This is a genomic window from Methylobacterium goesingense (assembly GCF_022179225.1).
In the GTDB taxonomy this organism is placed as follows: Bacteria; Pseudomonadota; Alphaproteobacteria; order Rhizobiales; family Beijerinckiaceae; genus Methylobacterium; species Methylobacterium goesingense.
In genome coordinates this window covers 15,057-33,301 of the sequence record NZ_BPQL01000005.1, presented here as the reverse complement: position 1 = coordinate 33,301, position 18,245 = coordinate 15,057, and the positions used below count along the sequence as shown (strand labels likewise).

Annotated in this window: 16 protein-coding genes and 1 pseudogene; 7 read left to right on the top strand and 10 right to left on the bottom strand. The window is 71.4% G+C overall.

Annotated features, from left to right (window positions below; translation table 11 throughout):
• Positions 1 to 2: 2 nt before the first annotated feature.
• Positions 3 to 1,013, bottom strand: a complete 1,011-nt coding sequence (locus tag MFF30_RS00735) for a 1-aminocyclopropane-1-carboxylate deaminase (RefSeq protein WP_238275299.1) — start codon at positions 1,011 to 1,013, stop codon at positions 3 to 5.
• 155 nt (positions 1,014 to 1,168) lie between these two features.
• Here MFF30_RS00735 and MFF30_RS00730 point away from each other — a divergent pair, with 155 nt between their 5' ends.
• Positions 1,169 to 1,633, top strand: a complete 465-nt coding sequence (locus tag MFF30_RS00730) for an Lrp/AsnC family transcriptional regulator (RefSeq protein ID WP_238275290.1) — start codon at positions 1,169 to 1,171, stop codon at positions 1,631 to 1,633.
• Between the two features lie 38 nt (positions 1,634 to 1,671).
• Positions 1,672 to 2,934 (top strand): D-serine ammonia-lyase, encoded by a 1,263-nt coding sequence (dsdA, locus tag MFF30_RS00725; protein WP_238275289.1) that lies wholly within the window; start codon positions 1,672 to 1,674, stop codon positions 2,932 to 2,934.
• 27 nt (positions 2,935 to 2,961) lie between these two features.
• Here dsdA and MFF30_RS00720 read toward each other — a convergent pair.
• Positions 2,962 to 3,339, bottom strand: a pseudogene (locus tag MFF30_RS00720) (ATP-binding cassette domain-containing protein); the annotation flags it as partial.
• 696 nt (positions 3,340 to 4,035) lie between these two features.
• Here MFF30_RS00720 and MFF30_RS00715 point away from each other — a divergent pair.
• Complete coding sequence (locus MFF30_RS00715) at positions 4,036 to 4,194, top strand: hypothetical protein (protein WP_238275287.1); 159 nt, start codon at positions 4,036 to 4,038, stop codon at positions 4,192 to 4,194.
• A gap of 118 nt (positions 4,195 to 4,312) precedes the next feature.
• Here the strand turns inward: MFF30_RS00715 and MFF30_RS00710 are convergent, their stop codons facing one another.
• The 5 genes from MFF30_RS00710 to MFF30_RS00690 are packed head-to-tail and all read right to left on the bottom strand — an operon-like array spanning position 4,313 to position 9,105.
• Positions 4,313 to 5,275 carry an aliphatic sulfonate ABC transporter substrate-binding protein gene (locus MFF30_RS00710; RefSeq protein ID WP_238275278.1) on the bottom strand — a complete coding sequence of 321 codons (963 nt, stop codon included), beginning with the start codon at positions 5,273 to 5,275 and terminating at the stop codon, positions 4,313 to 4,315.
• Positions 5,276 to 5,289: 14 nt separating this feature from the next.
• Positions 5,290 to 5,826: a cupin domain-containing protein gene (locus MFF30_RS00705; RefSeq protein WP_238275276.1), complete on the bottom strand. Its 537-nt coding sequence runs from the start codon at positions 5,824 to 5,826 to the stop codon at positions 5,290 to 5,292.
• 29 nt (positions 5,827 to 5,855) lie between these two features.
• Positions 5,856 to 6,812 carry an ABC transporter substrate-binding protein gene (locus tag MFF30_RS00700; RefSeq protein ID WP_238275274.1) on the bottom strand — a complete coding sequence of 319 codons (957 nt, stop codon included), beginning with the start codon at positions 6,810 to 6,812 and terminating at the stop codon, positions 5,856 to 5,858.
• Positions 6,812 to 7,915, bottom strand: a complete 1,104-nt coding sequence (locus tag MFF30_RS00695; RefSeq protein WP_238275273.1) for an LLM class flavin-dependent oxidoreductase — start codon at positions 7,913 to 7,915, stop codon at positions 6,812 to 6,814. The genes MFF30_RS00700 and MFF30_RS00695 overlap by 1 nt, the downstream gene beginning before the upstream one ends.
• Positions 7,916 to 7,941: 26 nt before the next feature.
• The gene (locus tag MFF30_RS00690; RefSeq protein WP_238275271.1) at positions 7,942 to 9,105 is read right to left on the bottom strand and encodes an acyl-CoA dehydrogenase family protein; all 1,164 of its coding nucleotides are present in this window, start codon (positions 9,103 to 9,105) and stop codon (positions 7,942 to 7,944) included.
• Positions 9,106 to 9,451: 346 nt separating this feature from the next.
• Here MFF30_RS00690 and MFF30_RS00685 point away from each other — a divergent pair, with 346 nt between their 5' ends.
• From MFF30_RS00685 to MFF30_RS00675, 3 genes are all read left to right on the top strand, one after another.
• Positions 9,452 to 10,930, top strand: coding sequence for an FAD/NAD(P)-binding protein (locus tag MFF30_RS00685; RefSeq protein WP_238275269.1), 1,479 nt, complete (start codon positions 9,452 to 9,454; stop codon positions 10,928 to 10,930).
• A 279-nt stretch (positions 10,931 to 11,209) separates the two neighbouring features.
• Positions 11,210 to 13,156: a heavy metal translocating P-type ATPase gene (locus MFF30_RS00680; RefSeq protein ID WP_238275259.1), complete on the top strand. Its 1,947-nt coding sequence runs from the start codon at positions 11,210 to 11,212 to the stop codon at positions 13,154 to 13,156.
• A gap of 75 nt (positions 13,157 to 13,231) precedes the next feature.
• A complete protein-coding gene (locus MFF30_RS00675) occupies positions 13,232 to 14,047 on the top strand; it encodes a universal stress protein (protein ID WP_238275257.1) in 816 nt (271 codons plus the stop codon).
• 71 nt (positions 14,048 to 14,118) lie between these two features.
• Here the strand turns inward: MFF30_RS00675 and MFF30_RS00670 are convergent, their stop codons facing one another.
• The 3 genes from MFF30_RS00670 to MFF30_RS00660 all read right to left on the bottom strand — a co-directional run bounded on the left by MFF30_RS00670 (position 14,119) and on the right by MFF30_RS00660 (position 16,708).
• Entirely contained in the window at positions 14,119 to 14,346 is a 228-nt protein-coding gene (locus MFF30_RS00670; RefSeq protein ID WP_238275255.1) for a hypothetical protein, read from the bottom strand.
• A 288-nt stretch (positions 14,347 to 14,634) separates the two neighbouring features.
• Positions 14,635 to 16,038 (bottom strand): sensor histidine kinase, encoded by a 1,404-nt coding sequence (locus MFF30_RS00665; protein ID WP_238275253.1) that lies wholly within the window; start codon positions 16,036 to 16,038, stop codon positions 14,635 to 14,637.
• Positions 16,031 to 16,708 carry a response regulator transcription factor gene (locus MFF30_RS00660; RefSeq protein WP_238275251.1) on the bottom strand — a complete coding sequence of 226 codons (678 nt, stop codon included), beginning with the start codon at positions 16,706 to 16,708 and terminating at the stop codon, positions 16,031 to 16,033. Before MFF30_RS00660 ends, MFF30_RS00665 begins: the two co-directional genes overlap by 8 nt.
• A gap of 157 nt (positions 16,709 to 16,865) precedes the next feature.
• Here MFF30_RS00660 and MFF30_RS00655 point away from each other — a divergent pair, with 157 nt between their 5' ends.
• Positions 16,866 to 18,245, top strand: coding sequence for an efflux RND transporter periplasmic adaptor subunit (locus tag MFF30_RS00655; protein WP_238275249.1), 1,380 nt, complete (start codon positions 16,866 to 16,868; stop codon positions 18,243 to 18,245).

The following is an 18,245-nucleotide window of genomic DNA, read 5'->3' as shown; positions in this document are numbered from 1 at the left end:
GCTCAGCCGTTCCGGAAGGTGTAGCTGTAGCCGTTCAGCGCCGGGGCGCCGCCGAGATGGGCGTAGAGCACCCGCGAGCCCTTGGGGAAGAACCCCTTCTGCACCAGGTCGATCATGCCCTGCATCGACTTCCCCTCGTAGACGGGGTCGGTGATCATGCCCTCCAGGCGGGCCGAGAGGCGAATGGCCTCGACGGTCTCCTTCGAGGGCACACCGTAGACCGGGTAGGCGTAGTCCTCGTTGAGTACGATGTCATCGGCCGTGATGGCCGGGGCGCCGATCAGTTCGGCGGTGTTCCGAGCGATCTCCAGCACCTGCGCCTTGGTCTGGGCCGGGGTGCAGGAGGCGTCGATGCCGATGACGTTGCGGGCGCGCCCGTCGGCGGCAAAGCCCACCACCATGCCCGCATGGGTCGAGCCCGTGACGGTGCAGACCAGGATATAATCGAAATGCAGGCCCATCTCGGCCTCCTGGGCGCGGACCTCTTCCGCGAAGCCCACGAAGCCGAGGCCGCCGAACTTGTGCACCGAGGCGCCGGCGGGAATCGCGTAGGGCTTGCCACCCTTGGCCTTTACGTCCTCAAGGGCCTTCGTCCAGCTCTCGCGGATGCCGATGTCGAAGCCGTCGTCGACGAGCTGCGTCTCCGCGCCCATGATGCGCGAGAGCATGATGTTGCCGACCCGGTCGTAGACGGCGTCCTCGTGGGGCACCCAGGCCTCCTGGATCAGGCGGCACTTCATGCCGATCTTGGCCGCCACCGCCGCCACCATGCGGGTGTGGTTGGACTGCACGCCGCCGATGGTCACCAGGGTGTCGGCGCCGCTCGCGATGGCATCCGGCACGATGTATTCGAGCTTGCGCAGCTTGTTGCCGCCATAGGCCAGGCCGGAATTGCAGTCCTCGCGCTTGGCGTAGATCAGCACGTCGCCGCCCAGATGCGCGGTAAGGCGCGGCAGGTGCTCGATCGGGGTCGGGCCGAAGGTGAGGGGATAACGCTCGAATTTCGACAGCATGGGCCGGGGTCCTCGGTGGTCAGCCCGGAAAAGCTAGCAAAGAGCCCGCGAAAGGTGCTCTCGAAGTTGGGGCTCGATTTTTGCGTTCCGGCTTGCCGGATGCTTCCAGGCGCCTCAAAATTTCGCGAGATACTTGCTCAACGAAAGGATCTTCCATGCCCGAAGGTCTGGACCGGATGGACCTGAAGATTCTGCGCCTGCTCCAGGCGGACGGGCGCATGGGCAACGCCGAGATCGCCAAGCGGGTGAACACCAGCGCGGCCACCTGCCATCGCCGCATCCAGCGTCTGTTCGACGAGGGTTACGTGCGCGGCGTGCGGGCGCAGGTGGCGCCCGAGAAGGTCGGACGAGGTTCCCTGGTCATGGTCGGCGTGGTGCTCGACCGCTCGACGCCCGAGAGCTTCGCGGCCTTCGAGGCCGCCGCGCGCGCCATGCCGATGGTGCTCGACTGCCATCTGGTGGCCGGCGATTTCGACTACTTCCTCAAGATCCGCGTCTCCGATATGGCGGATTTCAACCGCCTTCACAGCGCGACGCTGATCGCCCTGCCGGGGGTGCGCCAGACCCGGACCTTCTTCGTGATGAAAGAGGTCGTCGACAACGCGCCCCTCGACATCTGAGCGCGCCCGCATCCACCATCCGAGAAGGGAAGCCGCCCATGTCCGATCAGCACGCAAGCATCCCGGAGGCCGTGCGCGCGGGGCGGCCGACTGTCTGGCTCAATCCGCATCGCCGCCCGACGGCCGAGGTGCTGCCCGGGCTCGCCTACGGCCTCGCCGACGTCCAGGCGGCGGAGGCGCGCTGGCGCCGCTTCGATCCGCTGCTGAAGGCCCTGTTCCCCAACCTGGAGACCGGCCGGATCGATTCTGCGCTGCTCGCCCTAACGCCGGAGGTCGCGGCCCATGTCGGCGGCGGCGCCGACGCGGCCCTGTGGGTGAAGGCCGACCACGACTTGCCGGTGACGGGCTGCATCAAGGCGCGTGGCGGGGTCTACGAGGTGCTGGTCTATGCCGAGGCGCTCGCCCTGCAGGCCGGCTGGCTGACGACGAGCGATTCCTATGCCCGGCTCGCCACGCCAGAGATCGCCCGAGCCCTATCGGGCCACACCGTGGCGGTGGGCAGCACGGGCAATCTCGGCTTCAGCGTCGGGGTGATGGCCCGCGCCCTCGGCTTCCAGGTCGAGGTCCACATGTCCCACGACGCCAAGGCCTGGAAGAAGCGGCGCCTGCGCGATCTCGGCGCCCGCGTGGTCGAGCATGCGGGCGATTACGGCAGCGCCGTCGCGGCGGCGCGGGCGGCCTTCGCGGGGCGGGCCGACGCGCATTTCGTCGACGACGAGAGCTCCGTCGACCTGTTCCTCGGCTACGCGGCGGCGGCATTCGACCTCGAGCGCCAGTTGCGGGCCGCGAACGTCACGGTGGACGCGCAGAACCCGCTCCACGTCTACCTGCCCTGCGGGGTCGGCGGCGCGCCGGGTGGCGTGACGCTCGGCCTGAAGCTCCTCTACGGCGACGCCGTGCGCTGCATCTTCGTGGAGCCGGTGGCGGCCCCCTGCATGCTGGTGCAACTCGCCGCCGGTCTGGACTATCCGGTCGATGTCTACGCGATCGGCCTGGACAACCGTACGGCGGCCGACGGGCTCGCGGTCTCGCAGGCGTCGATGCTGGTCGCCGGCACGGTGGGCGCTCTCATCGACGCGGTGGTCACAGTGGAGGACGCCGCCCTGTTCCGCTGGGTGCGCGACCTCTGGGACCGCGCCGCCCTGCGCCTCGAACCCTCGGCGGCCGCCGCTTTCGCGGCCGTGGCCCCGAGCCTCGCGGCCCGACCGGACGCGCGCGGCGCCACGCATGTGGTCTGGACCACCGGGGGTGCGCTCCTGCCGGAAGCAGAGTTCCAGGCAGCGCTCGGCATGGGTTCCTAGATCCGCGCGTGCGGACGAGAATCGGTCCTAATCGTGCAGCGAGGACAGGAACTGGCGCAGTTCCAGGGTCTTCGGCGTCCCGAAAATCTCGGCGGGCGGTCCGATCTCGTGGACCGAGCCCTGGTGCATGACGATAACCCGGTCGGCCACCTTGCGAGCGAAGCTCATCTCGTGGGTCACCATCAGGAGGGTCACCATCGGGAGGGTCATGCCCTCCTCCGCCAGCGATTCCACCACCCGCAGGACCTCGCCGACGAGTTCGGGGTCGAGGGCGCTGGTGATCTCGTCGCAGAGCATGATCGCCGGGTCCATGGCCAGCGCCCGGGCGATGGCAACGCGCTGCTGCTGGCCGCCGGAGAACAGGTTCTGGTAGCGTCCCGCTCCGCCGCGAGGCCGAGTTCGGCGGCGAAGCCTTCGATCGCCTGCATCGCCCGCTCCTCGCCGCCCCGTAGGCCTCGCGGGTCACGCCGAACGCGTCCCGCGACAGGTCGCCGACCGCCGCGAGGATGCGGTCCGCCCGATCGCGCGACCGGCTCATGCGCCGACCCCCATGGGCGATCGACCACGCCACCGGGTCCGCCGTGAAGGCGTCCAGGGTCGCCTCGGTGTCCGGGCTGAGTTCTCCGGCCTCCCGCAGGGCGGTGAGCAGATCGCGCCAAGTGGTCAGGCCGTGCAGGGCGAGGTCGTGCTCGGCCCAGCGCGCGGCGGTGTCGGGATAGTGGCCGTAATCCATCGGCTTCTTGCGCAGGTAGAGGAGCGGCAGCCGAAGGCGCTCGGCAATCCAGGCCGCTAAGGCGATGCTGGAACTCTCCGCGCCGATGATCGCATTGACGGCGCGTTCCGCGACGACGTCCGCCAGCCGTGCAGCCGCGATGTCCATCGCCAGGGTGCGCAGGGCGACATCCGACATCAGCAGGCGGATGTCGACATCGAGCGGGCTCGCCCAACCGGAAGTTTAGATGAAGGGCTGGCCGGCAGCGAGGCGCACGGCGCCGACCCGGACGAGGGCCCGGGCCACCTGCGCGGAGGGCACGGCCGGCGGGGACAGGGGGGACATCAGGGCGATCTTCCGGTGCGGCCGAACTCACCGACGCCTGGGCGGTGAGCGCCCTCAACCACTACGCCCGCGATTTCTCCGAGCTGTCGGGGCCGGCCTCGCGGTTCGTCGAGGACCTTCTCGCCCGAGGCTCATTCGGCGAACCCCTGCGCCGGGCTGCGAACGCGGCTCCGATCCTGCGCGCGCAGTTCTCCCTCTCCTAAAAGGAGAAGGTCGGCCGCGGTGTGGTTGATCTCCAGGAAGGCCCACACCGAACCCTGTTGCTCCCTCGGAGGAGAGGCGACCCGCGCCGGGACCCGAACGATCCGGCCGCAAACCGCCTCAGAGGGCGGGCGGCGCCCAGATCGGCAGCGCCGCGGCGTCGACGGGGCGGGGCAGCAGGCCCTCGGCGCGGAAAGCGTCCGCGATGGTCTGCTGCTCGGATAGCCCCGCGCGAGTCACCGGCTCGACGGCGTAGCTGCGCCGGGCATTCGCCTGGGCGACGATGGCCGGGTCGAGCTTCCACAGGGCTCCGAGGCGGGCGGCGGCGGCCTCTGGGTCGGCCTTTACCCAAGCGCCGGTCTCACGCAGCTTGCCGAACAGGATCGCCAACACGTCCGCGCGCCGCGTCGCGTAGTCGGCGCCGGCCAGATAGTAGCGCTTGTACTGGGACAGGCCGGTGCCGTCGCGCAGGGTCCGGGCGCCCGTCTGCCGCTCGGCCGCCGACAGGAACGGATCCCAGGCGACCCAGGCCTCGACGCTGCCGCTGGCGAGCGCCGCGCGGCCGTCCGAGGGCGTGAGATAGGCGGGCTGAATCGCCTTGAACGACAATTTCTCCGAGGTCAGGGCCGCCAGCAGCAGGTAGTGGCTACCCGCGCCCTTGGTCACCGCGACCTTGCGGCCCTTCAGGTCGGCCACCGACCGGATCGGCGAATCGGCGGCCACCAGAATGGCTTGTGCCGTCGGCGAGGCCGCCTCCTGCGCCACGTAGATGATCCGCGCCCGCGCCGCCTGGGCGAAGATCGGCACGGTGTCGGCGACATCCGCCGACACGTCGATCTGCCCGGCATTGAGCGCCTCCATGATCGGCAGGCCGCTGGTGAACTCGTGCCACGAGACCGTGACGTTCAGCGGCGCCAGGGCCTTCTCCAGGGCGGCATCCTCCTTGAGCAGGGCGATCAGCGTCGAGGATTTCTGGAAGCCGATGCGGAGTTTGTCCGCATCGGCGGCCCGCCCGGCGCCGGGCACCAGGGCGAGGAGGCTCAGGCCGGCGGCGGCGCGCAGGGCTTGGCGGCGATGGATCATGGCGTCTCGTCTCGTCAGGGATGCTTGTGGATCGGGTCGACCCAGTGGACGGTCTCGGGCCGCTCGACCGGCTCGACATCGGTGATGTTGACCACCACGGCCTCGTTGTCGGAGCGCACCAGCACGCAGTTTAAGGGCTGGTCCGGATCGGCGTTGATCTCCTGGTGCGGCACGTAAGGCGGCACGAAGATGAAATCGCCGGGGCCGGCCTCAGCCACGTATTCGAGCTGGTCGCCCCAGCGCATCCGGGCGCGGCCCGAGACCACGTAGATCACGCTCTCCAGGGCGCCGTGGTGGTGGACACCGGTCTTGGCGTCCGGGGCGATCGCCACGGTACCGGCCCAGATCCTCTGGGCGCCGACGCGGGCATGGTTGATCGCCGCCTGCCGGAACATGCCCGGCGTCTGGGCCGTGTTGGCGTCGAGCTTGTCGCCCGGGATCACCCGCACGCCGTCGTGCTTCCAGCGTTCGGCCGGAGCCGCGTGCGCTTGGTCGTCGGGGTGGTGGGCATGATCGTCGTGCGGGTGGGGATGGTCGTGGTCGCCGTGCATGGATCGCCTCTCGCGCTTTGGGTGGCGGCCTATCGTACCGCAGCCGCGCCCGGTTCGAAGCTGCGATCGAGGATCGCCTCGGCCTTCGGCGCGCGGCCCGCCGGGATGAGGCCCGCGCGCACGTAGAGGTCGATGTTGCGCTGCTCGTCGGTGATCACGGCGTCGTCGATCGGCACGGCCCGGTACTGGGCCCGCGCGAACCAGCGCAGGGGTACCGCCTCGGGCAGGCCGATGAGCTTCGACCAGACGGCGGCGTAGGGGGCGGGGTCCTTCAGGGCCCAGTCCCGCGCCGCCACGAGGCGCCGGCCGAAATCGGCGAGCTGCGCCCGCTTGGACTTCAGTGCCGCGTCGCTCGCCACCGCGAAGCTCAGGCCCGGGGTGATGCCGTTGCCGTCCCGTACCACCCGGGCGAGGCCGGCAAGCTCGGCGGTGGAGGTGTAGGGCTCCCAGGTCGCCCAGGCGTCGACGCTGCCGCTGGCGAGCGCGATCTTGGCATCCGCCGGGGGCAGGAAGCGCAGGGTCACGGCGCTCGCCGGCAGGCCCGCCTCTTCCAGAGCCGCGAGCACGACCTGATGGCCGATCGAGCCGCGGTTGGTGGCGATGCTCTTCCCCTTCAGGTCGGAGACGGATCGGATTGGCGAATCCTTGCCGACCAGGATGGCGAGGCCGTCCTGCCGGTTGCGGAAAGCCAGATACGCCTTCACCGGCACCCCGGCGGCCGCCGCGAAGGTGAAGGGCGCGTCGCCCACCCCGCCGGCATCGATCGCCCCGGCATTGAGCGCCTCCAGCAGCGGGGCCGCGGCGGGGAACTCGCTCCAGTCGAGGCGGTAGGGCAGGTCGGCCAGCACGCCGGCCGCCTCCATCAGTGCGCGGGCATTGCCGCGCTGGTCGCCGACGCGCAGCACCGTCTCGTCGGCGCGGGCGAGCCCCGCGAGGGCCACCAATGTCGGGGCGAGGAGCGCGAGGACCGCGAGGCGGAACCGCATCACGCCGCCTCCGCTCGGGAAGCGCGCCGGGCCAGCAGCCGGCGGACGGCCGGGATGAGGTCGCGGCCATACGCGATGGCGTCCTCCAGCGGGTCGAAGCCGCGGATCAGGAAGGTGCGCACCCCGAGGTCGTGATAGGCCAGCAAGGCTTCGGCGACCTGCTCGGGCGTGCCCACGAGGGCGGTGGAGTTGCCCGAGGCCCCGGTCTCCCGCGCGATGGCGGTGTAGAGGCGCGCGTCGAGGCGGTTCCCCTGCGCGGCCGCCGCCAGCAACCGGCGCGAACCCTCGTTCTGGGGGGCGGCCGCGGGGCCGAGCCCCTGCGCGGTCCGGGTAGCGCGGGTGCGGGCCAGGATGTCTTCCGCCCGCGCCCAGGCGGCCTCCTCGGTGTCGGCCAGGATCGGCCGGAACGACAGGCTGAAGCGCGGGTCGCGCCCGTGCGGGGCCGCCGCCGCGCGGACCCGCGCGATAGCCTCACGAACCTGGTCGAGGCTCTCGCCCCAGAGGGCGTAGGTGTCGGCATGGCGGCCTGCCACCGCGATGGCGGCCGGAGAAGCGCCGCCGAAAAAGACCGGGATGCCGCGCGGATCGACCGGCTTCACCTCGGAGAAGGCCCGCTCCACCCGGTAATGGGCGCCGGCGAAGTCGAACGGGCTCGCGGCGGTCCAGACCTGCCGGGCGATCGTCAGGAACTCGTCGGTGCGCGCGTAGCGCTGGTCCTTGGTGAGGTGGTCACCGTCCTGGGCGAGCTCGCGGTCGTCGCCGCCGCTGATCGCGTGGATGGCGACGCGCCCGCCCGTGAGCTGGTCGAGGGTCGCGAACTGGCGTGCGGCCACGGTCGGGGCGGTGAAGCCGGTGCGATGGGCGATCATCAAGCCGATCCGGTCCGTCACCGCCGCGATCTGTGCCGAGAGCAGAAGCGCGTCGGGCGCGGTGGCGTAGAACGCCACCAGGATGCGGTCGAACCCGCCCCATTCGTGGGCCTGGGCGAGGAGGCGCAGGTAATCCCGGTCGATGGCCGGGCCTTCCGGCGCGTGGGTCTCCGACTGATAGCGGGGGGCGGCGAAACCGATGAACTCGATCGCGTCGGGGCTGGGAAAGCGCATGGGATCTCCTTCGCTCAAGGGTTCGGTCAGAGGCCGAGGGCGGCCCGGCCGGCGGCGGCGCGCACGGCATCGCCCTGCGGCCAGTGGATGCGCCCGCACAGCACGTCGCGCAGGTGCCGCTCCAGCGGGTTGGCCCGCGACAGGCCGGGATTGCCGGCAAGCTCCACTGCGCGCTGCACCACCGCGACGGCGTTCTCCGTCACGGTGAGCTTGAGGAAGCCGGATTCCTGCACGGAGGGCGGCTGCCCGCGATCCGTCTCCTCGGCGAGGGCGCGGATCAGGCGGGCGTCGAGGGCGAGCAGCCGGGCGATCTCGCCCGCTGCCTCCTGGAAACGGGGCAGGGCCGCCAGATTCTGGCCGAGGCTGCCGGGCCGGCGCTCCTGTGCGAAGGCCGTGAACCAGTCTTGCGCCGCCCGCGCCACGCCGTCGTAGAGGGCGGCGAGCAGCACGGCGTTCCAGGCCTGCTGGACGGGGTCGGGCGCGCCCCAGCCTTCGGGTGCGCGCAGATCCACGGCATGGTCGGCGGGAACAAGGACATCGTCGAAGACGACGTCGTGGCTGCCGCTGGCACACAGGCCGAGGTGGTCCCAGGTTTCGACTATACGCAGGCCCGGCGCGTTCATCGGCACCAGCAAATTGCCGATGCGCGGCTCGGCCTCGTCGGTCGCCACGAAGACGAGGCCGTAGGCCAGGGCCTCGCAGCCCGTGGAGTAGATCTTTCGCCCGCTGACGCGCCAGCCCTCCGGGGTTGCCCGCGCCACGGTTGCGGGGCGGCCGCCGCGCGCGGGCGTGCCGAGTTCGGGCTCCACCCGGAGGGCGTTGATGAGCGCGCCATCGGTCACGGCCGCGCGGCCGACTCGGTCGGCGAGGGCGGGGGGCCAGGCCTCGCGCCGATGGATCAGCCCGTGCTGGATGAGGTGCATGGTCAACACCAGGGCGGTGGAGGGATCGCCCTGCGCGAGCATGCCGATGACCTCGGCCGCCCGCGCCAGCCCGGCACCGGCGCCGCCGAGGCGCTCCGGCACGGTCAGCCCCATCAGGCCCACCGCCCGCAGATCCGCGATGTTGTCCTGCGCGAGGCGCCCCGCGCGGTCATGCCCGGCCGCCCGCCCGGCGAGGAGCCGGGCGAGGTCGCGCAGGACGGTGTCGTGCTGATGGGGGGCGGGAAACGTCGGGATGGGACGGCTCAAAGGTGACAGGGGGCCAGGGAACCCGGGGACGAAAACGTCCGGGGAGAAAGCGCCCGCATCGTCCCGCCGGCCGCCGCCCGAGTCAACGGGAACGTTCTTTCTTTAGAACTAACCCCTGGGGAATACTCTTCCGATCCAGCGTCCACGACAAGGATTATCTTGTGGTCCAGGGGTATTCACGGGCCGATAATGGTTCTGTCGTATTCAAGATACTCCGCACGACCATGCCGGGAGAACCTTCCCCCCGTCGTCTTGTTCTCTATAACGAACGCTCCCAAGTGACGCGCCACGGATTGAAGACCCCGGACGCGCAACAGCGAGCACCACTGGACATGGAGCACACGCGATGACAGCGATCGAGGGGCCCGATCCCGTTCTGGTCGTGGGGGGCGGCTTCAGCGGGCTGATGGCGGCGACGCAGTTGCTGCGCGTGCTGCCGCCCGAGTGTTCGGTGCTGCTCTATGAGCGCGCCCATCCACCCGGCCTCGGCCTCGCCTACGGAACCCCGAACCCGGACCACCTGCTCAACCTCAGGGCGGCGCAGATGAGCGCCGATCCCGAGCGACCGCAGGATTTCGCGGACTGGCTTGCCCGCACGGTGTTCGATGCGGCCGAGCGCGCCGGCATCCGCATCACACCGGCCGGCACCTTCGCGGCGCGGGGGCTCTACGGGCGCTACCTCTCCGAGCACATCGCCCGCCTGGAGGCGAGGGCCGGCGCGCGACTGCGCGTTGTGCGCGAGACCCTCTGCGATCTGGAGCTCCGCGCGGGCGGCCTCGTCGCCCACGCGGCGGACGGCACGCGCCGTGCCGTCTCGGCCGCAATCCTCGCCATGGGCAACCTGCCCGGCCCCGTCGCCGCGCAGAGCCGGCACCAGCGCGATCCCTGGGACGCCGGGGCACTCACCGACCTCGATCCCGCCAGCGACGTACTCATCGTGGGCACAGGCCTGACCATGATGGACGCGGTCGCGACCCTGCGCAGCCAGGGCTTTGCCGGCCGCATCGTCGCCGTGTCCCGCCGGGGCCTGGTGCCGAAACCGCACGCGCCGGTAGCGGCCGGGCCGCGCCCGTGCTTCGACGCGGCGACCCGCGCCTCCGTCCGGAAGCTCCTCGCCTGGGGCCGCGCCGAGATCGCCGCCGCGCACCAAGCCGGCACCGACTGGCGCAGCGTGATCGACGCCCTGCGCCCCATCACGGACGAACTCTGGACGGGTCTGCCCCGGGCCGAGCAGGCGCGCTTCCTGCGCCACCTGCGCCCGTACTGGGACGTCCACCGCCACCGCACGGCCCCGCCGGCCGCCGATACCATCGCACAGGAGATCGCGCGCGGCACCCTGGTCCTCCGGGCCGGGCGCATCTGCGCCGTCGCGGACGACGCGGTCGGGGCCGTGGTCACGGTCCAACCGCGCGGGGGTGGCGACACCCAGGTATTCCCGGTCCAGGCGATCCTGGACGCGACGGGGTTCAGCCGCTTCGCGGAGACGCAGGACACTCTGGTGCGCAATCTGCTGGCCCGCGGCCTCGCCCGGCCCGGGCCGTTCGGTCTGGGCCTCGACGCGACGCCGGAGGGGCGGCTGCGCGGCACCGATGCGCCTCTCTGGGCGATCGGCCCGCTCCTGCGCGGGATTCTCTGGGAGTGCATCGCCGTGCCCGACATCCGCGACGCCTCGGTCGGCCTCGCAGCCGCGATCGCCGGCCACCTCGCGCCGGCCCGGCAGGACAGGCTGAAAACGGTTTGCCACCCGGATCGTTCGGGTTCAGGGGCGGGTCACCCTTCTTTTAAGAGCGGGACGGGGGGAGGCGTTAGCTACCGCTCCGGTTGATCGCTTCGGTCGGTCTGGTCTGAACGGCCCCCCTCTCGCGTTCGGGAGAGGGTCCGGGTGAGAGGCGCGCCCCGTCCGGAAAGATCACACACCCCAACCCTCTCCTTTCGGGAAAAGGAGCGCGTCGTCCGAAGGCAGCCTCCGGCCGACCGCGTCGAGGTTGCCGGCACCCGCACGGCGCAGCCAGGGCTCGCCCGCTGGCGCATTGATCGAGCGCATGGCGCTCCAGACGGCACGAGCGCACGTCAACACCGGTAACAGCCGGAAGCGACCCCGAGGATGACGACGGCGGCCATAGACCCAGGGGAGGCGCGGCAGCCGGCGACCGTCGGGGGCCTGGAGCGCTTGCGCGGAAAGCTGCCGGTCCTGCCCCTGGTCGGCCTCTGCGCCGGACTGTCGGCCCAGGCGCTCGGCCGTCCGGACATCGCGGTCTGGGCCTGGACGCTTCCGACCCTGCCGATCCTCGCCATCCTCGCGCATCAGGTCGCCACCAGCCTGGCGCGCGGCGATGTCGGTCTCGACCTCGTCGCCCTGCTGGCGATGGGGGGTGCGCTCGCCCTGTCGCAGCCGCTCGCCGGCGTCGTCATCGCCCTCATGTACGCCGGTGGCCAATCGCTGGAAGCCTACGCCTCCGGACGGGCCGAGCGGGCGATGACGGCGCTGCTCGCCCGCCAGCCGCGCTCGGCCCTTCGCGAGGCGCACGGCTCGGTCAAAGAAGTCCCCATCGCGGCGCTGGCCCCGGGCGACCGCATCCTCGTGCGCGTCGGCGACGTGCTGCCGGTCGACGGCCGCGTCGCTGCGGGCCGCGCCGTGCTCGATCAGGCGACGCTCACCGGCGAGGCGGTGCCGGTCACATTCGAGGCGAACGCGGCCGTGCTGAGTGGCACACTCAATGTCGGGGCGCCCTTCACGCTCCTGGCCGAGCGGAGGGCGGCCGAGAGCACCTATGCGGGCATCGTCCGGCTCGTCGAAGCGGCCCGAAGCCAGAAGGCGCCGATGGCGCGCCTCGCCGACCGCTACGGCCTGGCCTTCCTCGGCCTGACGCTGCTGCTGGCCGGGGGCGCCTGGGCGGCCACGGGCGATCCCCTGCGGGCCCTCGCGGTGCTGGTCGTCGCCACGCCCTGTCCGCTCATCCTCGCGGTGCCGGTAGCCTTGATCTCCGGCCTCTCGCGGGCGGCCGGCATCGGCGTGATCATCAAGGGCGGTGGCGCCCTGGAGGCGCTGGCACGGGTGCGCGTGCTGGTGGTCGACAAGACCGGGACCCTCACGCACGGAACGGCACGGCTGACCGCCGTGGAGATCCTCGGTCCCGTCGGGGAGCCGGACGCCCTGAGGCTGGCGGCCTCCCTCGACCAGGCCTCCGGCCATCCGACGGCCCGCGCGCTGGTCGACGCGGCCCTCGCCCGCGGCCTCGCGCTGACGCAGCCGACGCGGGTGGCCGAGATCCCCGGCGAGGGCGTGTCGGGCCTCGTGGAGGGGCGGCCCGTCCGGGTCGGCGGGCCCCGCCTGATGCGGGCGCACGGTATCGCCTTCCCGGAGACGGAAGCCGCCCGGAGCGCTGATGCCGTCGCCGCGACAGTTCTGGTGGCCGTGGACGGCAGGGCCGCCGCGATCCTGAGCTTCGCCGACCCGGTGCGCACGGATGGCGGGCGGACGCTCGCGGACCTGCGCCGGTGCGGCATCGACCGCATTGTGCTCGCGACCGGGGACCGGCGTGGCGTCGCGCAGGCGCTGGTGGCGGGCCTGCCCATCGATGCGTTGGAGGCGGATCTCGATCCGGCGGGCAAGACGCGGGTCGTGGCGAATGAACGGGTGAACGGACCGGTGATGATGGTGGGCGACGGCGTCAACGATGCGCCTGCGCTGGCCGCCGCCGACCTTGGGGTTGCGCTCGGCGCCAGGGGCGCGGCCGCGGCGGCCGAGGCGGCGGACGTCGTCCTGCTTGTCGACAGCCTCGCGCCGCTACCGCAGGCCATCCGCATCGCCCGGCGGGCCCGTGCGATCGCGCTCCAGAGCGTGACGGTCGGCCTCGGCCTGTCGCTCGCCGGCATGGTGGCGGCGGCCCTCGGCTTCCTGACGCCGCTGCGGGGCGCCCTCCTGCAGGAGGCCATCGACGTCGCCGTCATCCTCAACGCCATGCGGGCCCTCGGCGGTCCGGTGACCGCCCCGGTATCCGAGCCCCGAGGGTCGGTGCGACCCGGCCCTGTCCCGCGAGCCGCCCCTTGAGCTGGATCAAGGCCCCCGAACCGGGAAAGCCCCACCGTTCCCGTCCGCCGGATCGGTCGGTTTGGGAGGGCGGCCGTGGATTACGCGAACATCCTGGTATCCGTGGACCTGGATCGCGGGTGTGCAGACCGCGTCCGCCTCGCCGCCGGCCTCGCCAGGCGCTTCGAGGCGGACCTGACGGGCGTGGGCGCCCGACCGACGCTCGGACCTTCAGCATTCACGAACCCGCAGGAGGACGCCATCCTGGGTGCCGCCGAGGAACGCCGATCGCGCGACGAGGCCGCCCGGGCCCGGGACCTGTTCACGCGCCATTCCGGCGAGGCACTCAAAGCCGACTGGCGGTTCACCGAGGGCTCCCCGACGGCCAACCTCGCCCGGGAGGCCCGCGCGGCGGATCTCGTCGTGGTCGGGCGCCACGGCCCCGCCGACGGTGTCCCGGGCGCGATGGCGGTGCTGCCCGGCCCGTTGCTGTTGGAGGCGGGTCGCCCGGTCCTGGTCGTTCCACCCAATGTCGAGCACCTCGGTGCCGACCGCATCGTGGTCGCCTGGAAGGATACCGGCGAGGCCCGCCGGGCGCTGGCGGCCGCGATGCCTTTCCTCCGCCAGGCGGACCACGTCTACCTCGTCTCGGTCGGGCGCGAGGCGTCGTCGCAGGGGACCGAAGCGGTGGCGGCCCACCTGATGCGACACGGCGCCAACGTCACCCGGCATGTCCTCGCCCCCTCGTTACGCAGCGAGGCCGAGGACGTCGTCCGGTTCGTGCGGCGCGAATACGTCGACCTCATCGTCATGGGGGCCTACGGCCGCTCACGGCTGCGGGAATGGGTCTTCGGCGGCATGACCCACGAGATCCTTCGGACCGCACCCGTCTGCTGCCTGATGAGCCATTGATGCACCGCTCCGACCTCACCGCGTCAATCGGCTTCCGGGGGAGGGGGGCCAAGCCCGCCCGACCCGGCGCTCTAATGCAGATCCTCTGTCGGCCAGTGTACGAACCGGAACGCGTCCCACAATTCGAATGGCCTGTTCTCTGCCAGCAGCATCGCGATGCTGAGCGCCTCGACGTCATCGACGGCATAGATGTATTTCGCGTGCGACCAATGCCCGTTCATTTCCAGGAAGAAGCATGTGTAGCGGATCGGCGGCCCGTTTGTCGCATCCGCAGGCGGCTCTTCTCGACCGTTTGGCATCGCCTGGCGATCCGGTGACCGGCCCTCTCTGACGCCACCGCCGGCATCCGTATGGAGAGGCCCGGAGGCCGGCGATGGCGGCCATCCCGCTGATAGGACGGCATCCCGAGCTTAACATCGACCGATGTCGCCGTATTGATGTCGATCAATACAGGCGGAAGGAATCAGGATCGCGGGAAAGACATCGCGACGAAATCGAAGATGAACTTCGATTTCGGTCAGGCGCACGAGGACACGCCGGACGTATCCCCTGGCACCAGACCGAACGGCCAAAAGGTCTGCCCCGGGTCAATGCCCGAGGGCCGCGGCGCGTTCAGGCCCGGCCGCGGGGCCTCGGCTGGCCGGGCAGGCAACCGCGAAGCGACAGCCGCCACCGGGCCGCTCGCTCAAGGTCAGCGAGAACCCGTGCAGCTTGGCGATGGCGGCCACGAGGCCGAGACCGAGGCCGTTGCCCTGCGTCTGGCGGGCCCGCTCCATCCGGTAAAAGCGCCGGAACACCTGATCCCGCTCGGCGGTGGGAATCCCGGGCCCCGTATCCTCGACGACGATCACGGCTTCGCCATTCCGGCGCAGGACGCCGACGCCGACCCGGCCGTGCGCCGGCGTGAACTTGACGGCATTGTCCAGGAGGTTCGACACCGCTTCAAAGATCAGGCTGCGGTCGCCCGCGACGGACGGCACCACGTCGTCGATGTCCAGGGCCAGGGCGACGCCCTTCTCCTCGGCCAGCGGCTCGAAGAACTCCACCGCCTCGCTCACCACCAGCCGCAGATCGACCGGGCCGAAGGCGGCACAGCGCCGGCCATGCTCGATCTCGCCGATGCGCAGCACCGCCGTCACCATCTCGAGGGTCTGGTCGATCCAGGCGAGGCCCTGGTCGACGGCCTGGCGCAATTCGCCGATGTCCTGGGCCTGCTGGCGGCCGCGCTCCAGGCGAAGCCGGAGGCGCGTGAGCGGCGTGCGCAGATCGTGCGCCACGGCGTCGCCGACGCCGCGCACCTCCTCAACCAGGCGCTCGATCTCGTCGAGCATCCCGTTCACGTCCCGCGCCAGGCGGTCGAACTCGTCCCCCGCCTGACCGACCGGCAGGCGCTGGCGGAGGTCGCCGCGCATCACGCGGGCGACCGCCGCCTCGGTGGCGGCCAGCCGCCGCCGGGCCCGCCCAGCCAGCAGCACGCCGCCAAGAATAGAGAAGGCCAGGGTCGGGACGAGGGCGAGGCCGAGCGCCCGGATCACCGTGGCCTTGGCGCGGTCGATCTCGTCGGTGTCATGGGCCACCACCACCACGGTGCCGTCGTCCAGGGACCGGGCCGCCGACCAGAGTTCCTCGTGCAGGCGCCGGCCCGCGATGGCGACCTGCGTGGCGATCCGGTGGACCTCGCCGTCCAGGGGCAGGTCCGCCGGCCGCGCCTCGAGATTGCCCGCAAGCCTGCGCCCATCGGCCCCGAACAGCCCGGCGAAGTGCACGCTGTGCAGGTCTTCGCTGACCCAGGTCTCGATCCGGACCGCCGCCTTGGTGGGGTCTTGTGCCACGTAGCGGGCCTCGTGGCGCAGGACCTGGGCAAGCTCCTCCTGCATGAAGGCGGCGGTCTGCCAGTACACGAACGCAAACAGCAGCAGCGACAGCAGGGTCGACCACAGGGCGATGCCGAGGGCCCAGCGGAAGGCGATGGAGCGCGCGAAGCTAGGCATCGGGCGTCAGGGTGAAGCCCTCCCCCCTGACATTCTGAATGAGGATCGGCTCGCCCCCGACCTCAAGCTTCCTGCGCAGGCGGCCGAGATGCACGTCGATGAGGTTCGACTTCGGGGTGAAGCGGTAGTTCCAGACCTCCTCGAACATCATCGCCCGGGTCACGACCTGTCCGGGGCGCCGCATCAGGTATTCAAGGAGCTTGAGTTCGCGCGGCAGCAGGTCGAGGTCGCGCGCGCCCCGGCGTCCGGTTCCGGCGATGAGGTCGATCTCCAGGCTGCCGACCCGCAGGACGGTCTCGCGCGTGTCGGTCGGACGCCGCAGCAGCGCCTCGATCCGGGCCGCCAGTTCGCCGAGCACGAAGGGCTTGCCCAGGTAGTCGTCGCCCCCGGCGCGCAGGCCCCGGATGCGCTCGTCGACATCGCCGAGCGCGCTCAGGACCAAGGCCGGGGTCCGATCGCCCGAGCCGCGAAGGTCCCGCAGCAGGGTCAGACCGTCGAGGCCGGGCAGCATCCGGTCGAGAATGATGGCGTTCCAGGATTCCGCGCGCGCCGCCCGCGCGCCGTCCGGGCCGGTCGAAGCCCAGACCACCGCGTGCCCACGCCCGCGAAGGTCGCCCAACACCTCCTCGGCCGTCGCGGCATCGTCCTCGATCAGCAGCAGCCTCGCCACCCTTTGTCCCCATCGTCCCGGCTATCGGCCACCAGCATATGGGGCGATCGGGGCGAAACCCGCGACCAAACCACGAGTGTGAACCCGAATTTAGTGGCGGACCGTGCCGTCCGGCATACGTGCTGGAATAACTCTAAACTAAGCGCTGGACGGAATCGTGCTGCTGACCGCGGAGACACGCACGCCTTTGGACGACGAGGCGGACACGGCCGGCCAGGGCGCGGCCCGTGGACAACCGGCTGGTCGGGCGTCCGGTAAGGAAGCGCCGCCTGCGCGACCTTCGCTGGCGCGGCGGCGTTGGCTGGCGGGATGCGTCATCGGCTTTCTCGTTCTCGGGCTGGCGGGCTGGTGGTACCGGGACGCTGCCGGGGCCTCCGTCGCCCCAATCCTGGCCCGCATCGGTCTCGCCACGGGCGCGCCTGATGCGGCGGCACCCGGGGCCGCTGCCGCTGAACCGGCCGAAGACAATGTCGTGAGGCTCGACGCCGAGGGCCAGCGGCGCCTCGGCTTGGCCTTCGGACAGGCCGAAACCCGGCGGATCGTCCTGCCCGTGCGGACGCCCGGGACCATTGCGTTCGACGAACGCCGGGTGACCCGCCTGAAGCCCCGGACATCCGGCCGTGTGCTCAGCCTCGCGGTGCAGCCAGGCGACCGCGTCCGCGCCGGGCAGACGCTGGCCACCCTCGACGCGGCCGGTGTCCTCGACGCCCGGAACGGTCTGGCCGCGGCGCAAGCCAGCCTCGGGGAGGCACAGGCCACCGAGAAGGTCGCCGAGACCAACCTCAAGCGCGGCAGCGACCTCGTGAAGGTGGGCGGAATCGCCCAGGCCGAGGTCGACCGCCGGCAGGTCGACCTCGCGAAAGCGCATGCGGCCACCCTGTCGGCCCAGTCCCAGGTCGACCTATACCGGGCCCAGTACGAGCGCCTGGCCCCGGGCTCGGGTGACGCGCCGGGGATCAGCGCCATCGTCTCGCCCATCGACGGGGTCGTGACAGCGGCCGGCATCACCCTGGGAGAGGTGGTCGACACCAACCGGGACGCCTTCACGGTGGCCGACCCCTCGCAGATCCAGGTGCTGGCGAACCTTTACGGTCGCGACATCACCACCGTGAAGGCGGGCGACCGGGCAATGGTGGAGGCCCCGATCCAGGACCATCCTGGTTTCGAGGGCCGGGTGCGCTCGGTCAATGCGGCCATCGATCCGATGACCAACACCGCCCCGGCCCGGATCGAAGTCGCCAATCCGGACGGGAGCCTGCGCGCCAACATGTTCGTGTCCGTGGAGATCGCCGCCGATCTCGGGCGCGAGGGGGTGACGGTGCCGGCGGCCGCGATCCAGCAGACCGAGGACGGACCCGTTGCGTTCGTGCGCACAGGCGCGGACCGCTTCGAGAAGCGGGCGCTGACGCTCGGCGTGCAGCGGACCGACTGGGTCGAGGTCAGGGCCGGCATCGCGGCGGGCGAAACGGTCGCGACGCTGGGCAGCTTCGGCCTCAAGGCCATCCTGCTGCGCGCGCTCCTCGGTTCGACGGATTGA

Coding starts and splice junctions, on each gene's coding strand:
- MFF30_RS00735 (WP_238275299.1), bottom strand. CDS start 1,013: ATGCTGTCGAAATTCGAGCGTTATCCCCTCACCTTCGGCCCGACCCCG.
- MFF30_RS00730 (WP_238275290.1), top strand. CDS start 1,169: ATGCCCGAAGGTCTGGACCGGATGGACCTGAAGATTCTGCGCCTGCTC.
- dsdA (WP_238275289.1), top strand. CDS start 1,672: ATGTCCGATCAGCACGCAAGCATCCCGGAGGCCGTGCGCGCGGGGCGG.
- MFF30_RS00710 (WP_238275278.1), bottom strand. CDS start 5,275: ATGATCCATCGCCGCCAAGCCCTGCGCGCCGCCGCCGGCCTGAGCCTC.
- MFF30_RS00705 (WP_238275276.1), bottom strand. CDS start 5,826: ATGCACGGCGACCACGACCATCCCCACCCGCACGACGATCATGCCCAC.
- MFF30_RS00700 (WP_238275274.1), bottom strand. CDS start 6,812: ATGCGGTTCCGCCTCGCGGTCCTCGCGCTCCTCGCCCCGACATTGGTG.
- MFF30_RS00695 (WP_238275273.1), bottom strand. CDS start 7,915: ATGCGCTTTCCCAGCCCCGACGCGATCGAGTTCATCGGTTTCGCCGCC.
- MFF30_RS00685 (WP_238275269.1), top strand. CDS start 9,452: ATGACAGCGATCGAGGGGCCCGATCCCGTTCTGGTCGTGGGGGGCGGC.
- MFF30_RS00680 (WP_238275259.1), top strand. CDS start 11,210: ATGACGACGGCGGCCATAGACCCAGGGGAGGCGCGGCAGCCGGCGACC.
- MFF30_RS00670 (WP_238275255.1), bottom strand. CDS start 14,346: ATGCCAAACGGTCGAGAAGAGCCGCCTGCGGATGCGACAAACGGGCCG.
- MFF30_RS00665 (WP_238275253.1), bottom strand. CDS start 16,038: ATGCCTAGCTTCGCGCGCTCCATCGCCTTCCGCTGGGCCCTCGGCATC.